Genomic DNA, 15,094 nt, shown 5'->3' with positions numbered 1-15,094 from the left:
CCGACCCCGGGCGGCGCGAAATCATTCGGCGCGCTGCCACATGTCGCCAACAAGCTCGCCTCCGGCCTGCCGGTCGTGATCGTCGCGTTCGGATCGTCCTCGACGCAGGGTTACGGATCGAGCGGGCCGGAATACACCTATCCGAACCGCCTGGCGGCGCAGCTGCGCCGGCAATATCCGATGGCGGATATCACCGTCGTCAATGCGGGCATTGGCGGGGAGGATGCGCCTGAGATGATGAAGCGGCTGCAGACCGCTGTCATCGACCGGCATCCGGACCTCGTGATCTGGCAGGTCGGCACCAATGCCGTGCTGCGCAATCTCGACCCGACCGAGACCGCCAAGATGGTCGATGACGGCGTCGCGAAAATCCAGACCGCAGGCTCCGACGTCGTGCTGGTCGATCTGCAATATTCGCCACGCGTGATCGAGCGGCCCGAACGGGCGAACACGATGATCAAGCTGCTCAGCCACATCGCCGAGCTGCATCATGTCGGCATCTTCCCGCGCTTCGAGGTGATGCGCGACTGGCACGAGCGGCAGTCGATTCCGATCAACGACTTCGTCATCTCCGACGGGCTGCACATGAACGATTGGGGCTATGCCTGCTTTGCGCAGCTGCTCGGGGACGACATCATCCTCTCGGTGGGCCAGGTCAAGCTCGGCGTCAACCTGCCGACGAACGTGCTGACCTATCGGCCGATGTGACGCAGAAGGCGGCATCCCGGGGCGCGCCCCCGGGATCACGAGAGGCGAATAGGAAATAGCCAGCAGCGAATAGCGAATGAGAGACTCCATTCGCTACTGACTACGCGCGGCGAAAGCTCACGCTTTCGCCAGGGCCGCATCCAGGTCCGCGATCAGGTCGTCGGCATGTTCGAGGCCGGCGGAGAAGCGGATGAAGCCCTCGCTGATGCCGAGCTCGGCGCGCGCCTCCGGCGTCAGCCGCTGATGGGTGGTGGTGGCGGGATGGGTGACCAGCGTCTTGGCGTCGCCGAGATTGTTGGAGATCCTGGCGAGCTTGAGCGCGTTGAGCGCCCGGAACGCCGCCGCCTTGCCGCCCTTGACCTCGAAGCCGACCAGGGTCGAGCCTGCCCGCATCTGCTTCTTCACGGTCGCAGCCTGCGGATGGTCCTCGCGGCCCGGATAGATCAGCCGCGAGATCTTCGGATGGCCGGCCAGCCAGTCGGCGATCTTGCCTGCCGTCTCGGTCTGCGCGCGCACGCGCACCGCAAGCGTCTCGAGGCCCTTCAGCAGCACCCAGGCGTTGAAGGGCGACATCGACGGACCGGTCTGGCGCATGAAATTGTGGATGTGCTCGGCGATGAAGGCTTCCGACGACAGGATGACGCCGCCGAGACAGCGGCCCTGGCCGTCGATGTGCTTGGTCGCGGAGTAGACCACGACGTCGGCGCCGAGCGCGAGCGGGCTTTGCCAGAGCGGCGTGGCGAAGACGTTGTCGACGATCAGCCGCGCGCCATGGGCATGCGCGATCTCGGCGATGGCCGCGATGTCGAGCACGTCGAGCGTCGGGTTGGTCGGGCTCTCCAGGAAGAAGCTCTTGGTGTTCGGCCTGACCGCGCGCTGCCACTGGTCGAGATCGAGCCCGTCGACCAGGGTGGATTCGATGCCGTAGCGCGGCAGCAGGTCTTCCACCACATAACGGCAGGAGCCGAACATCGCCTTGGGGGCGACCATGTGGTCGCCGGCCCGCAAGGGCGCCAGGATCGCGGTGGTTACCGCGGCCATGCCGGTCGCGGCGGAGCGGGCGGCCTCGGCGCCCTCGAGCTCGATCATGCGGCGCTCGAACATCGCCATTGTCGGGTTGGAATAGCGCGAATAGATGAAGCCGGGTTCCTCGCCCTTGAACCGCGCCTCGCATTCCTCGGCGGTGGCGTAGACGAAACCCTGGGTGAGGAAGAGCGCTTCGGCGGTCTCGCCGAATTCGGAGCGCAGGGTGCCGGAATGCACCAGCCGGGTCTCGGGGCGATACTGGGTCAGCGAGGGGGTGGTAGTGGACTTCGGAGCGGACTTGGACATATGACCTCCATCGTGACCATCTCGGCGATGGCCACAATAAAAAACCGGCCTGGGAGAACTCTCCTCATGGCCGGGATCACATCTGTCCCCGGCCTGTTTAGCGACTTATTTAACGTGGCTGCAAGCCGGCCGGCTCAAATCACCACGGGATAAATGATGCTCTTAATCGTCGGCGGCCTTTCCGTCAAGGCGTCCATCGGATAACGGGGAAGAGGCACAGTATATGGACCTGAGGTCCGGCAGCGGACCGCAAGGAACAGTGAAGTGATCAGGTCAAGGGATCAGGTCTTGTCGTTCTCGCTCGCCCCCGACGCCCATGGCATCCTGCCCGATCGCATGATCGCGCAGATGGCGGACGCCGGCCTGATCCTCCCCGCATACGACTTCGTCGAGAGCCAGATCCAGCCGGCCAGCCTCGACCTGCGGCTCGGCGACATCGCCTATCGGGTCCGCGCCAGCTTTCTGCCGGGGCCTGACGCCACGGTCGCCGAGCGGATCGACGAGCTGAAGCTGCATGAGATCGCGCTTGCCGACGGCGCCGTGCTGGAGACCAACTGCGTCTACATCGTGCCTCTGCTGGAGAGCCTGGCGCTGCCGAAGGACATCGTCGCCGCTGCGAATCCGAAGAGCTCGACCGGGCGGCTCGACGTGTTCACGCGCGTGATCGCCGACGGCACAAGGCGGTTCGACATGATCGGCGCCGGCTATCACGGCCCGCTCTATGCCGAGATCAGTCCGAAGACGTTTCCGGTTCTGTTGCGCGAGGGCTCGCGGCTGTCCCAGGTCCGCTTCCGCCATGGCGAGGCGGCGCTCTCCTCCGATGAGCTCGACGCGCTGCACCGGGCCGAGCGGCTGGTCGATCGCGACGACGCCGATCTGGTCGGCGGCGTGGCCGTGTCGGTAGACCTGTCCGGCGAGAGCGCGGGTGGCTTTGTCGGCTACCGCGCCAAGCGCCACACCGGCGTCGTCGATATCGATCGCCGCGCCGGCTATCCGGTCGAAGAGTTCTGGGAGCCGATCAAGGCGCGGCCGGACCGCAGCCTCATTCTCGATCCCGGCGAGTTCTACATCCTGGCGTCCAAAGAAGCCGTCCAGGTCCCGCCGGACTACGCGGCGGAGATGGTGCCGTTCGATCCTCTGGTCGGCGAATTCCGCGTGCACTATGCCGGCTTCTTCGATCCCGGCTTTGGCTATGCCGGCGCCGGCGGGCTCGGCGCCCGCGCCGTGCTGGAGGTGCGCTCGCGCGAGGTGCCGTTCATCCTCGAGCATAGCCAGATCGTCGGCCGCCTGGTCTATGAGAAGATGCTGGCGCGGCCCGATGCGCTGTATGGGCAGCGCATCGGCTCCAACTATCAGGCGCAGGGCTTGAAGCTATCGAAGCACTTCCGGCTGTGAGCTGCGCCTGCGGCGGCGCACTCACAGCCGATGACGACGCGCCGTGAACTCCGTCACCAGCCGCCAATGTGCGCCCTGGTCGGCCGAGCTCTCACCGCGCCAGAGAAACGAGGCCTCCGTGATCTCGCGAAAGCTCCAGCGGATCAGCCGCCCATTCTCGTCCGTGCCAAGCTGCACGATGTCGGGCCCTTCGGCACGGCCGATCATCTGCAGGAAGATCTGGCTGACGGGATCGGACCATTGGATGCGCCAGGCATCGAGACTGGTGTCGTAAATGCGCAGCGTCGTGCCGTAAGGGCCCGGCAGAGCCGGATCTCGCTGCCCGCGGGACGGCACGATCCAGACGTCCTGGATCGCGCGCCCCTCGAGCACCCAGCCGAAATGCCACTCGCCATTGCGCCGCCGCGCGGGCGCGTTCTCCGGGAAATGCGTGACGTCGAGCTCCCAGGAACCAATAAAGCGGCCATAGAGGTCCATCTTGCCGGCACGATCGGCCGAGGGGCCGGCCGCGCCCAGCGCGTCGAGAAACGCGGATGACGTCATGAGCGTCGGCCTCCCAAAGCCTTCTGCATGGCCGCCGCGCCGAGCTCCATCTGCCCGTCGATATAGGGCGCGATCTCGTGCGGCAGCACGTCGGTGATCCAGACCATGCGACACCGCGTCTCGCCGTCAGGAAAGATCTGGACCGACGCGCTGTGCTGCGCGATGCGCTCATGTCCAACGGAATAAACGAGACGCCGTCGCGTCTCGTCGCAATCGACCAGCCTCTCGCGCGCCACGCTCCCATTGGCGAAGGTCAGGATGCGCACGTCGCCATCGAGCTTCGCGTCAAGCACGAAACCTGGCGCCAGCCGCGTATGCACAGCGGCGAAATCGCGCACCGCGTCCCAGGCGACGGCGGCCGGCGCATCGATCGGAATGTCCTTGTGAATGGATGCCATGATACGCTCTCCGATTCAGGCACAGACTGCTTCGACATTGTTGCCGTCGGGATCGATCAGAAACGCAGCGTAGTAGGTCGGGCTGTAGTCGAGGCGTGGCCCGGGCCCGCCGTTGTCGCTGCCGCCAGCCTTGAGGCCTTCAGTGTGGAATTTGCTCACGGCAGCATGATCCGGCGCGCGGAACGCAATATGCGCACCGGCCTGCCGCTCGCCCTTCTCCAGGTACAGCCACAGCGCCGGCGCACCTTTCGGGCCCAAGCCGGCAGAGGTCTCGTCCTTTGAACACAGGATATGGCCGAGCGGCGCCAGCGCGGCCGAATAAAACCGCACACTGGCATCGAGGTTGCTCACTCTCAGGCCGATATGATCGTACATTGGTGATCTCCATTCCTCGCCCGCGACAATCGCGCGGCGCTGGCGATCACCTAGTCAATGCCGGCTCAAGCCTTCTTGGAGAATCTTGCGCATGCCGCGCGAGGCCTTGCGGAACCGCAAGGGCGAGACACCCGCTGCACGCGTGAAGGTGCGGGTAAAGTTGGAGAGATCGGCGAAGCCGACGTCGTAAGCGATGTCGGTGACGGGTGCGTCGTCTTCGCTGAGCCGCCGTGCGGCATGGCGTAGCCGAGAACGAACCAGATATTGGTGCGGTGTGACACCGAGCGTGGCAGCAAATAATCTCAGGAAATGAAACGGGCTGAGGCCGGCCTGATGCGCGGCATCCTCGAGGTCGATGGCGCGATGCGAATTGGCATCAATCCATAGCGCGGTCTCGACCGCGCGGCGGCGGTCACGCCCGGCGGCGATCGAAGGATTAGGCGACTTGCCGGCGACGGCCGCCACGAACCGGCTGGCGAACAGATGGCCGACCTCGTCGAGGCCGAGATCGCTGCTACCGGCAGCCGCCGCCTGGGCCAGCTCGCCGATCACCATCAGTTCGGGCAGCGGCGGTACGGCGCCGGCTTGCCAAACGTCCCTGGTGCCGCCGATCTCCTCGACCAGCTCCGGCGCAAGAAAGAACGACAAGCACTCATCGCCGCAGACATGATCATGCGTACACGTGAACTCGTCGCCGGGATGCCCGATCAGGATAGAGCCGGTGACGAGCTCGAAAAAGCGACCGCGGTGATGGCAGCCGAAACTGCCCTTGCGCACATAGGAGACCGAATGGCTGCCAAACTGCTCCGCATAGGGCGGTTCACCCGACACTGCAGTGCAGCGGAACTCGGAGACGGTCACGGAGCGGCTGGTCAGCAGGATGGTTGTGGCCATCCGCTCGATCTAGTGCGTGGCGCGCGGCCGATCAACCGCCAGCAGCGCGTCGAACAAAGTCATCCCTGTCTGCGCCCCGGCACCTTCGAGCGACAGCAGCCGGCGCTGCGAGATCGCGCCTCGGTTCGGCGAGGCTTTTTCGATCCCGTTTGCGGCCAGCACACGATGGCAAGGTACGATCAGCGGAAGCGGATTTTTCGCCAGCGCCTGGGCCACCGAGTAGAACGCTCCCGTGGCATGCAGGCTGGCTGCAATCTCGCCCGGCTCGCGGGTTTCGCTACGCGGAATGCGGCGGATATAGTCATACACGCGCTGATTGAACGGGGTGATGCCGGCCATGTCGAGGCTGACATCGGTGAAATCCGCAGGCCGTCCGCGCAGCATCATCACGATCGTGTCGATGGCGGACTCGGCATTTGGAGGCGGGGCCAATTCGCGGGTTTCGGGAAATTGCCTGAACATCCGCCGACGCGTCTCGATCTCCCGCGCCTCCGGCAATTGAACGCCGATGATGCCAGCGTCGCTCCAGACAATGCCGCAGCGACCGACCGACGTATCGAAGATCGTGTACCCACGCCCCATGACGCCACCCCCAACCCGCGGGGATCATATCATCGTCACAATCGGGCGCACCAGGTTTGTGACAAGTTGTAAACACGATGCGCGCAAGAAGCGTTCGACCGACCAGTCGGCAACTCCCGGATCGGTCCGGGGTCGTTTCGAGGGGCGCGATCGCGCAGCCTATCAGTCGTCCGGCACGTAAGCCCGCCGATCGTTCGCCGACTCGCTCGAACAGATGCAACCCGCGGTCGCAAGAAAAAGGCGGAGCCAAAACGACTCCGCCTGATCTTTCTGATTCTGATGGCTGCGGTGGCGGACTGAGCGCTACGACTCCGCTTTGGCAAATCGATCGTCGAGCGCGTAGCCGGCACCGCGCACCGTGCGGATCGGATCCTGCTCGCGACCCGGATTGAGCAGCTTGCGCAAGCGGCCAATGTGAACATCCACCGTGCGCTCGTCGATATAGATGTCGCGTCCCCAGACGCTGTCGAGCAGCTGCTCGCGGCTGAACACACGACCCGGATGCTCGAGGAAGAATTCGAGCAGCCGATATTCGGTCGGGCCGAGATCGATCGGCCGCCCTGAACGCGCCACGCGGCGCTTCTCGCGGTCGAGTTCGATGTCGCCATAGGCGAGCACGGTGGCGAGCCGCTCGGGGCTCGCGCGACGCAGCAGGCCTTTGACGCGCGCCAGAAGCTCGGGCACCGAGAACGGCTTGACGATGTAGTCGTCCGCTCCGGTGGCGAGCCCGCGGACGCGCTCGCTCTCCTCGCCACGCGCCGTCAGCATGATGATCGGTAGCTGCTTGGTCTCCGGCCGCGCGCGGAGGCGGCGGCACAGTTCGATCCCGGACAGCCCCGGCAGCATCCAGTCGAGCACCACCAGATCGGGCACCCGCTCCTTGAGCCGGGTGTCGGCATCGTCGCCACGCGCGACCGTCTCGACCTCGTAGCCCTCGGTTTCCAGATTATAGCGCAGCAACGTGGTCAGCGCTTCCTCGTCTTCCACAACCAGAATGCGCGCACTCATCGGTCAGCTTCTCTCTCAGTTGCCGGGGGCGGTAACGGCGAAGGACGTCATGTCACCCTTCGGTCGCTTGTCGACCATCTGCTGGCCCTCGATCATGTAGAACACGGTTTCCGCAATGTTGGTGGCGTGATCGCCGATCCGTTCGATGTTCTTGGCGCAGAACATCAGGTGGATGCAGAACGAGATGTTGCGGGGATCTTCCATCATGTAGGTGAGCAGCTCGCGGAACAGCGAGGTGCAGATGGCATCGACCTCCTCATCGCTCTTCCAGACCGTCATCGCCGCCGGCAGGTCATGGGCGGCATAGGCATCCAGCACCGACTTGACCTGCGACTGCACGAGGTCGGTCATATGCTCCAGCCCACGGATCAGCTTCAGGGGATGGAAATCACTCTCCAGCGCCGCGACCCGCTTGCCGATATTCTTGGCGAGATCGCCGATCCGCTCAAGATCGGTGGCAACCCGCATCGCACCGACGATCTCGCGCAGGTCCACCGCCATCGGCTGCCGGCGCGCGATCGTCAGCACCGCGCGCTCCTCGATCAGCCGCTGCAGATTGTCGATCTCGCCATCGGCCGCGATCACGCGCTCACCGAGCGCGATGTCCCGCCGCACCAGCGCGTCGACGGAGTCGACGATCAGCCGCTCGGCCAGGCCGCCCATCTCTGCGACCAACCGGGTCAGTTCCTGAAGATCACTATCGAACGCCTTGACGGTATGTTCACTGGCCATGTCTCTCTCCTCGGCAATGCGTCGTGTTCCGGTGCGTCAATTCAGCCCTCATTGCCCTAGCCCACCGCTCAAGACAGTGGGGACGCATACCGTGCCGGACCGCATTGACTGCTTTTAAGCGGACTGCCCCCTGCCGATCCGATGCAAGGGTGCTACGCGAACGGACGAACGTTCCAATCCGGCCTCAGCCGAAGCGGCCCGTGATGTAATCCTGGGTTCGCCGATCGCTCGGCGAGGTGAAGATCTTGCTGGTGTCGTCGAACTCGATCAACTCGCCGAGATACATGAAGGCGGTCTTGTCGGAGACGCGCGCCGCCTGCTGCATGTTATGGGTGACGATCGCGATCGTGTAGTTCTCGCTCAATTCCTGGATCAGCTCCTCGACTTTGGCGGTCGAGATCGGGTCCAATGCCGAGCACGGCTCGTCGAACAGGATCACCTCGGGCCGAACCGCGACAGTACGGGCGATGCAAAGACGTTGCTGCTGGCCGCCAGACAGGCTGAGGCCCGACGCGTTCAGCTTGTCCTTCACCTCGTTCCAGAGCGCGCCGCCGCGCAGCGCCTTCTCGACCCGGTCATCCATCTCCGATTTCGAGATCTTCTCATAGAGGCGAATGCCGAAGGCAATATTCTCGTAGATGGTCATCGGGAACGGCGTCGGCTTCTGGAACACCATGCCGACACGAGCGCGCAACAGATTGAGATCCAGCTTGGGGTCGAGAATATCGGTCTTGTCCAGCATCAGCTGGCCTTCAGCACGCTGACCCGGATAGAGGTCGTACATCCGATTGAAGATGCGCAGCAGCGTGGATTTGCCGCAGCCGGACGGGCCGATGAAGGCCGTGACCCGGTTGGTTCCGAGCGACAGGTTGATGTTCTTCAGCGCATGGTGATCGCCGTAGTAGAAGTTCAAGTTCCGGACAGTCACCTTCGCCGGTGCGTCCGGCAGGGATTTGTTCGGAATGGCGCCCGCCGGGCTGGACACGGAAACGGACATGTCGGTCATTTTGCGCTCCTCTCGGCGCCCAGAATGCGCGCGCTGATATTCAGGGCAAGCACGGTCAAGGTGATCAGAAGGGCTCCGCTCCAGGCCAGCTGTTTCCAATAGGCATAGGGGCTCTGGACGAAGTTGTTGATGGTCACGGGCAGATTGGCCATCGTGTGGGTGAGATCGAGGCTCCAGAACTGGTTCGACAGCGCGGTGAACAGAAGCGGCGCGGTCTCGCCAGCGACGCGCGCCGTGGCCAGCAGCACGCCCGTGATCAGGCCCGAGCGCGCGGCGCGATAGGCGATGCGCCGGATCACCAGCGAACGCGGCAAGCCAAGCGCGGAAGCCGCCTCGCGGAGCGGATTGGGCACCAGCAGCAGCATGTCCTCGGTGGTCCGCAGCACCACCGGGATCACGATCACGGCGAGCGCCAGACAGCCCGCGATCGCCGAGAAGCCGCGCATTGGAACCACGACCGCGCCGTAGACGAACAGGCCGATGATGATCGAGGGCGCCGAGAGCAGGATGTCGTTGATGAAGCGGATCACCGAGGTGAGCCGGTCGTGGCGGCCATATTCGGCAAGATAGGTACCGGCGAACAGGCCAAGCGGCGCCCCGATGCCGACGCCGATAATGGTCATGATGACCGAGCCGACGATGGCATTGCGCAGACCGCCGTCGCTCGATCCCGGCGGCGGCGTATCGGTGGTGAAGACCTGCAGGGTCAGGCCCGCGAGGCCCTGATACAGGAGATCGATCAGGATCAGCGCGAGCCAGGTGACGCCGAACAGCGCGGCCAGCACGCACAGGCCGCGAACGAAGATATCCTTGCGGCGGCGCCGGCCATAGATCGGGTTGACCGGATTGATGGGCGTATCGACGGATGTCATCACTATTTCCTCAGCCCTACTTTCCGGCCTTGGCTTCGAGACGCAGCAGCATTAGCCGCGCGGCGGCCAGCACGAAGAAGGTGAGAACGAACAGCAACAGACCAAGCAGGATCAGGGCCGATTGGTGCAAGCCGTCGCTCTCCTGGAATTCGGATGCGATCGCCGCGGAGATCGTGGTGCCCGGAGCGAAGATCGACGAGGAGATGCGGAACGAGTTACCGATGATGAAAGTGACGGCCATGGTTTCGCCAAGCGCCCGGCCGAGCGCCAGCATGACGCCGCCGATGACGCCGACGCGGGTGTAAGGAATCACCACGCTACGGACCACCTCCCAGGTGGTGCAGCCGACGCCGTAGGCAGCCTCCTTCAACACCGGAGGCACGGTCTTGAACACGTCGACCGAGATCGAAGTGATGAAGGGCAGCACCATGATCGCAAGGATCAGCGACGCATTGAACAGGCTGAGATAGGACGGCGGTCCCGCGAAGATATCCCGCAGGATCGGAATATTGGCGCAGAGGCTGATCATGAACGGCTGGAACGTATAGGCCAGGAACGGCCCCAGCACGAAGAAGCCCCACATGCCGTAGATGATCGAGGGGATGCCGGCGAGCAACTCGACGGCGATGCCGATCGGGCGGCGCAGCCATTGCGGGCAAAGCTCGGTGAGGAAGATCGCAATGCCGAGGCCAACCGGAATGGCGATCAGCATGGCGATGAAGGAGGACACCAGCGTGCCGTAGATCGGGCCCAGCGCGCCCAGCACGGGCGGGTCGGCCGACGGCGCCCAGCGGCGCGTCCACAGGAACTCGAAGCCATATTCCTTCATCGCCGGCCAGGCACCGACGATCAGCGACAGGATGATGCCGCCGAGGATGAGCAGCACCGAAATCGCCGACAGGCGGGTGATCCAGTAGAAGGTGACGTCGCCAACCTTGAAGGCGCTCAGCGCCCGGGCGCGGTCATAGGGGCCGGCGGCATCGCTGACAGTGCTCGCGTCGCTTTGAACGGCCATCTCTGCCAAGTCAGCCCCCTGTTTTGATAGACTTATCGTTCGGTATTCAGACTTGCGGACTTAAGGTCCCCTCTCCCGAGGCAGGGAGAGGGGCTGCGCTTGAGACGACTTAGCTCTTGATGTCCGCCGACCAGGTCTTCTCGATCATCTTCACGACGCCGTCGGGCATCGGGATGTAGTCGAGCTCCTCGGCCATCTTGCCGCCCTTCTCGAACGACCACTTGAAGAACTTGAGGGCTTCGTCGGAGGCCGCCTTGTCGGCCGGCTGCTTGTGCATCAGGATGAAGGTCGCAGCCGTCATCGGCCAGGACTTGTCGCCCGGCTGGTTTGCCAGGATCACGTAATAGCCCGGAGCATGGGCCCAATCAGCGTTCGCGGCGGCGGCCTGGAAGGCGTCCACGGTGGGCTCGACGGTCTTGCCGGCCTTGTTGACCATCTTGGTGTAGGTCAGCTTGTTCTGCTTGGCATAGGCGTACTCGACATAGCCGATCGAGTTCTTGGTCTGGCTGATGTTGCCGGACACGCCCTCGTTGCCCTTGGCGCCGACGCCGGTCGGCCACTCGACGGCGGTGTTGAAGCCGACCTTGCTCTTCCAGTCGGGGCTGACCTCGGAGAGGTAGTAGGTGAAGTTAAAGGTCGTGCCCGAGCCGTCGGAGCGGCGCACCACTGCGATGGCGTCGGACGGCAGCTTGACGCTCGGATTGAGCTTCTTGATCGCGGCGTCATCCCACTTGGTGATCTTGCCAAGATAGATGTCAGCCACCGTCTGACCGTCGAGCACCATCTCACCGGGCTTCACGCCCTCGAGGTTGACGACCGGCACGATGCCGCCCATCACCATCGGCCACTGTACCAGGCCGTCCTTCTCAAGCTGGTCGGCCTTCAGCGGCGCATCGCTGGCACCGAAGGTCACGGTCTTGGCCTGGATCTGCTTGATGCCGCCGCCGGAGCCGATCGACTGATAGTTCAGACCGTTGCCCGTCTCCTTCTTGTAGGCGTCGGCCCACTTGGAATAGATCGGGAACGGGAACGTCGCACCCGCTCCGGTGATGTCGGCGGCGAAGGCCGACGTCGATGCGGCGACCAGGCCGGCAGCGACGAGAGCTTTAACGAAATTCATTGCTGGTCTCCCATTTGGGGAGCGAAGCGCCACGTGCGCCCGATCGCGCTCCCGCCGGCCCCTTTAAAAGGCCTCGTTGCCGCTTTTATAAAGGTTTGATGACAGTCGGATGACACCACCAACCTATTGGAAAAGCTTGATTTTATGCTCCGAAGGGCGGCTTCGGCTGGGGAAAACAGGCGGTGAAGGTTGCTCCGTTTTTGGGCACGCTTTCGATCAAAAGACGGCCACGGTGGCGGTTAAGGATATGTTTCACCAGGGACAATCCGAGGCCCGTCCCGCCCTGCGCGCGACTGTCGCCGACATCAACCCGGTAGAAGCGTTCGGTGAGCCGCGGCAGGTGCTCGGGCGCAATGCCGGGACCGAAATCACGCACCTTGACCCGGATCTCCGGGATGCCCTCTCCTGACACCGCCGAGGTCAGCGACACGATCACCCGCCCGCCCGATGCGCCGTATTTGAGGGCGTTCTCGATCAGGTTCTCGAACAGCCGCAACAGCTCTTCCCGGTCGCCGGCAATGGTCACCGGCGTCTCCGGCAGATCGATCTCGACCTCGACCTGGCGCTCCCGTGCCAGCGGCTCGAGGCCATCAGCGACCTGGTGAATGATCGGAACCAGATCGACGGTCGCGTCGGGGCGTACATGCGCGGAGAGCTCGACGCGCGACAGCGACAGGAGATCGTCGATCAGGCGCGCCATGCGGCCGGCCTGGGTGTGCATGATCCCAAGGAAACGCTCGCGCGCTCGGGGATCATCCTTGGCCGGCCCCTGCAGGGTATCGATGAAGCCGGACAGCGCCGCCAGCGGCGTGCGTAGCTCGTGACTTGCATTGGCAACGAAGTCGGCCCGCATCTCCTCGACCCGGCGCAGCGGAGTGAGGTCGTGGAAGGTCATCAGCATGCACTTGTCGGTGCCGCCGAAGGCGGTCGGGACCGGGACCGGGGTGATGATCAGCTCCATCCAGCGGTCAACCGGCACATGATCATGATAGGTGGCGCGGCGGGGCTCGGTGGTGGCGATGGCCTCGCGCAGAGCAGTGATGATCTCCGGCGAGCGCAATGCGAATTGCGCAAGCTCGTTCTTGCGCAACGCCGGGGCAAGCTGGGCGGCGGCGGCATTCAGGTGGATGACGCGGCCGGCGCGATCGAGCAGCACCGCCGGATCGGACATCCCAGCCACCACCGCGCTGACCGCAGGGGTCTCCACCGGATTGGTGCCGCGGACATCCTCCCGCGTGGCTACAGCGCTGTGCAGGCGCCAGGGCACCAGCGCCGCTGCGGCAATGCAGACGAAGACCGCGGCGGCCCGGAACGGCAACAGCTCGTCGCGCATCACGAGCACGCCCAGCGCGAGCGCCGCCGCCAGCAGGATGATCGCGGAATGCCGGAGCCGGTCCGGCCAAGGCGAGAAGATGGGCGAGGAAGACCGGGAAGGAGCATCCAGGGCCATCGAACCTGCCTCTTCGTGTATCCGCCCGCCGCTGTCAGGTCTCTGCGCCACGTCCATTACTTCTCAATGTCAACTTCGGATCGAGACGTGATGTCGGGGATTTGGCTTCGCGACCTCTGTCCGAAATCCCCGAGCACCGTTTCCCCCGGGCATTGCGGCATCGACAGGTCGTCCCTCGCCTTCTCAAACGCCGGGGTCTCTTCGGTCTGTCACATAAGCGGCTTCAGGCGCACGCCCTGGCTCGAAATGCAGAGCCGCCTGACGCAGCCGTTTGGATCGAGCGCTGATGATAATCTCGCGAAACGTCAGCAAGATTACAGATATGACGAAGGGTGCGAGATAATACAGCATCCGGAACAGCAGCATGCCGGCAAGCAGCTCCTCCCGGTCCATCTGCCAGAGGCCGACCAGCATGGCGGCATCGAACACGCCCAGGCCGCCGGGCGAATGGCTCGCAAATCCCAGGAGCGTCGCGGCGACAAAGATCACGGCGACCACAACGAAGCCGAGGTTGGGTTCGTCCGGGACCAGCACATACATTGCGAGCGCGCAGAAGCCGAGATCGATGATCCCGATCGCGATCTGAAGCAAAGTGAGCGGGCCGCCCGGCAGCATCACCGTCCAGGGCCCGCGGCCGACCATGCGCGGCTTGGTCCAGACCCAGGCGACGTAGCCAAACAGCGTGAGCAGGATCGCGATCGCCACCACGCGGTTCAGCCACGGCGGCAGCTGGTCGATCGAAGCGGCGGCTTCCGGATGATAGGTGATGCCGAGGCCGAGCACCGCGGCATTGCCGAGCCAAAACGTCAGGCCGGCAAGGAAGCAGATCTTGGCGACGTCGATCGCATTCAGACCATAAGCCGAATAGATCCGGTAGCGCACCGCGCCGCCGGTGAAGACGCTCGCCCCGACATTGTGGCCGATCGAATAGCTGGTGAAGGCGGCGAGCGCGTTGACCCGGTACGGCACCTGGCTCTGCCCGATCGCACGTACCGCGAAAAGGTCATAGAAGGTCAGCGTGAAATAGCCCGCCGCGACGAACAGCGCCGCAAGCGCGATCTGGTACGGCTCCGTGCTCTTGATCGCTTCGAGCACCTCGCTGATGTCGATGCCACGCAGCATGTGATAGAGCACGCGGCATGCGATCACGATCACCGCGATGCTGATAATCACTCCAAGCTTATGCAGCACCTGTTTCTGGCGCAGGACAGAGGTCGCTCCGCGTATGGCTTCAAGCATCTACACCTCTAACCGTGACCCGGCGAACCGCGTGAGAAAGTCCGCTCGGGAACGCGACCGCTCGCACAGAGAACAAACGCGAATCCAGGCAGTTCGCGCCATGTCTCATGCAAGGCCCTCGTACCGCGTTTCGGGCCCTTGGGGAACTCGGCAGGTGTGAACAAAACACGGGCACATACAGTATACTTAGCAGGCTTCTGACCGATCCGATGCATCGTTTTGCCGCACGGGCGACGACACCGTATTAGCCCAGGATGAGCCCAGGGAGGGCCGCCTAGCCTGCCGGCTCCAGGTTAAACTTCTGTGAGGATGAGGGGAAGCGGAAGGTTTCCGGAGGGCGCACCGCGGAAGCACGCGGCGCGGACCCCGGCCGGCCTGATCGCTTGGAATTGCATCTCGCATCGCCGCGTTCACGTCCCCTTGCA

The 15,094-nt window shown here is 64.1% G+C and carries 16 protein-coding genes and 1 riboswitch; of the genes, 2 read left to right on the top strand and 14 right to left on the bottom strand.

What is annotated here, in order from left to right; genetic code table 11:
• On the top strand, positions 1 to 708 hold a 708-nt coding region (locus BRAS3843_RS28570), incomplete at its 5' end, for an SGNH/GDSL hydrolase family protein (RefSeq protein ID WP_035983087.1).
• Positions 709 to 825: 117 nt separating this feature from the next.
• On the opposite strand, the gene BRAS3843_RS28565 is transcribed toward BRAS3843_RS28570, so the two are convergent.
• Positions 826 to 2,040 (bottom strand): O-succinylhomoserine sulfhydrylase, encoded by a 1,215-nt coding sequence (locus BRAS3843_RS28565; RefSeq protein WP_008972615.1) that lies wholly within the window; start codon positions 2,038 to 2,040, stop codon positions 826 to 828.
• A gap of 76 nt (positions 2,041 to 2,116) precedes the next feature.
• A riboswitch (SAM riboswitch) is annotated at positions 2,117 to 2,196 on the bottom strand.
• Positions 2,197 to 2,328: 132 nt separating this feature from the next.
• On the opposite strand from BRAS3843_RS28565, the gene BRAS3843_RS28560 reads away from it, so the two are divergent.
• Complete coding sequence (locus BRAS3843_RS28560; RefSeq protein WP_008972614.1) at positions 2,329 to 3,435, top strand: 2'-deoxycytidine 5'-triphosphate deaminase; 1,107 nt, start codon at positions 2,329 to 2,331, stop codon at positions 3,433 to 3,435.
• A gap of 21 nt (positions 3,436 to 3,456) precedes the next feature.
• On the opposite strand, the gene BRAS3843_RS28555 is transcribed toward BRAS3843_RS28560, so the two are convergent.
• From BRAS3843_RS28555 to BRAS3843_RS28495, 13 genes are all read right to left on the bottom strand, one after another.
• Positions 3,457 to 3,978: a hypothetical protein gene (locus BRAS3843_RS28555; protein WP_008972613.1), complete on the bottom strand. Its 522-nt coding sequence runs from the start codon at positions 3,976 to 3,978 to the stop codon at positions 3,457 to 3,459.
• Positions 3,975 to 4,376, bottom strand: coding sequence for an SRPBCC family protein (locus tag BRAS3843_RS28550; RefSeq protein WP_008972612.1), 402 nt, complete (start codon positions 4,374 to 4,376; stop codon positions 3,975 to 3,977). Before BRAS3843_RS28550 ends, BRAS3843_RS28555 begins: the two co-directional genes overlap by 4 nt.
• Before the next feature lie 15 nt (positions 4,377 to 4,391).
• On the bottom strand, positions 4,392 to 4,751 hold the full coding sequence (locus BRAS3843_RS28545; RefSeq protein WP_008972611.1) for a VOC family protein: 360 nt from the start codon (positions 4,749 to 4,751) through the stop codon (positions 4,392 to 4,394).
• Between the two features lie 54 nt (positions 4,752 to 4,805).
• Entirely contained in the window at positions 4,806 to 5,645 is an 840-nt protein-coding gene (locus BRAS3843_RS28540) for an AraC family transcriptional regulator (RefSeq protein ID WP_008972610.1), read from the bottom strand.
• Positions 5,646 to 5,654: 9 nt separating this feature from the next.
• Complete coding sequence (locus tag BRAS3843_RS28535; protein ID WP_008972609.1) at positions 5,655 to 6,227, bottom strand: methylated-DNA--[protein]-cysteine S-methyltransferase; 573 nt, start codon at positions 6,225 to 6,227, stop codon at positions 5,655 to 5,657.
• Between the two features lie 303 nt (positions 6,228 to 6,530).
• Complete coding sequence (gene phoB, locus BRAS3843_RS28530; protein WP_008972608.1) at positions 6,531 to 7,235, bottom strand: phosphate regulon transcriptional regulator PhoB; 705 nt, start codon at positions 7,233 to 7,235, stop codon at positions 6,531 to 6,533.
• 15 nt (positions 7,236 to 7,250) lie between these two features.
• Positions 7,251 to 7,967, bottom strand: coding sequence for a phosphate signaling complex protein PhoU (gene phoU / locus BRAS3843_RS28525; RefSeq protein WP_008972607.1), 717 nt, complete (start codon positions 7,965 to 7,967; stop codon positions 7,251 to 7,253).
• Between the two features lie 184 nt (positions 7,968 to 8,151).
• The gene (gene pstB, locus BRAS3843_RS28520) at positions 8,152 to 8,973 is read right to left on the bottom strand and encodes a phosphate ABC transporter ATP-binding protein PstB (protein ID WP_035983084.1); all 822 of its coding nucleotides are present in this window, start codon (positions 8,971 to 8,973) and stop codon (positions 8,152 to 8,154) included.
• Positions 8,970 to 9,845: a phosphate ABC transporter permease PstA gene (pstA, locus tag BRAS3843_RS28515; RefSeq protein WP_008972605.1), complete on the bottom strand. Its 876-nt coding sequence runs from the start codon at positions 9,843 to 9,845 to the stop codon at positions 8,970 to 8,972. The genes pstB and pstA overlap by 4 nt, the downstream gene beginning before the upstream one ends.
• 16 nt (positions 9,846 to 9,861) lie before the next feature.
• Positions 9,862 to 10,860: a phosphate ABC transporter permease subunit PstC gene (pstC, locus tag BRAS3843_RS28510; protein WP_035983082.1), complete on the bottom strand. Its 999-nt coding sequence runs from the start codon at positions 10,858 to 10,860 to the stop codon at positions 9,862 to 9,864.
• Between the two features lie 109 nt (positions 10,861 to 10,969).
• Positions 10,970 to 11,980, bottom strand: coding sequence for a phosphate ABC transporter substrate-binding protein PstS (gene pstS / locus BRAS3843_RS28505; protein WP_008972603.1), 1,011 nt, complete (start codon positions 11,978 to 11,980; stop codon positions 10,970 to 10,972).
• Between the two features lie 142 nt (positions 11,981 to 12,122).
• Positions 12,123 to 13,430 (bottom strand): ATP-binding protein, encoded by a 1,308-nt coding sequence (locus BRAS3843_RS28500; RefSeq protein WP_008972602.1) that lies wholly within the window; start codon positions 13,428 to 13,430, stop codon positions 12,123 to 12,125.
• A 183-nt stretch (positions 13,431 to 13,613) separates the two neighbouring features.
• Positions 13,614 to 14,669 carry a lysylphosphatidylglycerol synthase domain-containing protein gene (locus tag BRAS3843_RS28495; protein ID WP_008972601.1) on the bottom strand — a complete coding sequence of 352 codons (1,056 nt, stop codon included), beginning with the start codon at positions 14,667 to 14,669 and terminating at the stop codon, positions 13,614 to 13,616.
• Positions 14,670 to 15,094: the final 425 nt, after the last annotated feature.

It is taken from the genome of Bradyrhizobium sp. STM 3843, assembly GCF_000239815.1.
Taxonomy (GTDB): Bacteria; Pseudomonadota; Alphaproteobacteria; order Rhizobiales; family Xanthobacteraceae; genus Bradyrhizobium.
Note: the sequence above shows the minus strand (reverse complement) of the source record. Positions and strands in the feature narration are given on the sequence as shown.

Bases quoted from the DNA above. Each gene is read 5' to 3' on its own strand.
- BRAS3843_RS28535 (WP_008972609.1), bottom strand. From the start codon at position 6,227: ATGGGGCGTGGGTACACGATCTTCGATACGTCGGTCGGTCGCTGCGGC.
- BRAS3843_RS28540 (WP_008972610.1), bottom strand. From the start codon at position 5,645: ATGGCCACAACCATCCTGCTGACCAGCCGCTCCGTGACCGTCTCCGAG.
- pstS (WP_008972603.1), bottom strand. From the start codon at position 11,980: ATGAATTTCGTTAAAGCTCTCGTCGCTGCCGGCCTGGTCGCCGCATCG.
- pstB (WP_035983084.1), bottom strand. From the start codon at position 8,973: ATGACCGACATGTCCGTTTCCGTGTCCAGCCCGGCGGGCGCCATTCCG.
- phoB (WP_008972608.1), bottom strand. From the start codon at position 7,235: ATGAGTGCGCGCATTCTGGTTGTGGAAGACGAGGAAGCGCTGACCACG.
- BRAS3843_RS28555 (WP_008972613.1), bottom strand. From the start codon at position 3,978: ATGACGTCATCCGCGTTTCTCGACGCGCTGGGCGCGGCCGGCCCCTCG.
- BRAS3843_RS28500 (WP_008972602.1), bottom strand. From the start codon at position 13,430: ATGGCCCTGGATGCTCCTTCCCGGTCTTCCTCGCCCATCTTCTCGCCT.
- pstA (WP_008972605.1), bottom strand. From the start codon at position 9,845: ATGACATCCGTCGATACGCCCATCAATCCGGTCAACCCGATCTATGGC.
- BRAS3843_RS28550 (WP_008972612.1), bottom strand. From the start codon at position 4,376: ATGGCATCCATTCACAAGGACATTCCGATCGATGCGCCGGCCGCCGTC.
- pstC (WP_035983082.1), bottom strand. From the start codon at position 10,860: ATGGCCGTTCAAAGCGACGCGAGCACTGTCAGCGATGCCGCCGGCCCC.
- phoU (WP_008972607.1), bottom strand. From the start codon at position 7,967: ATGGCCAGTGAACATACCGTCAAGGCGTTCGATAGTGATCTTCAGGAA.
- BRAS3843_RS28565 (WP_008972615.1), bottom strand. From the start codon at position 2,040: ATGTCCAAGTCCGCTCCGAAGTCCACTACCACCCCCTCGCTGACCCAG.
- BRAS3843_RS28545 (WP_008972611.1), bottom strand. From the start codon at position 4,751: ATGTACGATCATATCGGCCTGAGAGTGAGCAACCTCGATGCCAGTGTG.
- BRAS3843_RS28495 (WP_008972601.1), bottom strand. From the start codon at position 14,669: ATGCTTGAAGCCATACGCGGAGCGACCTCTGTCCTGCGCCAGAAACAG.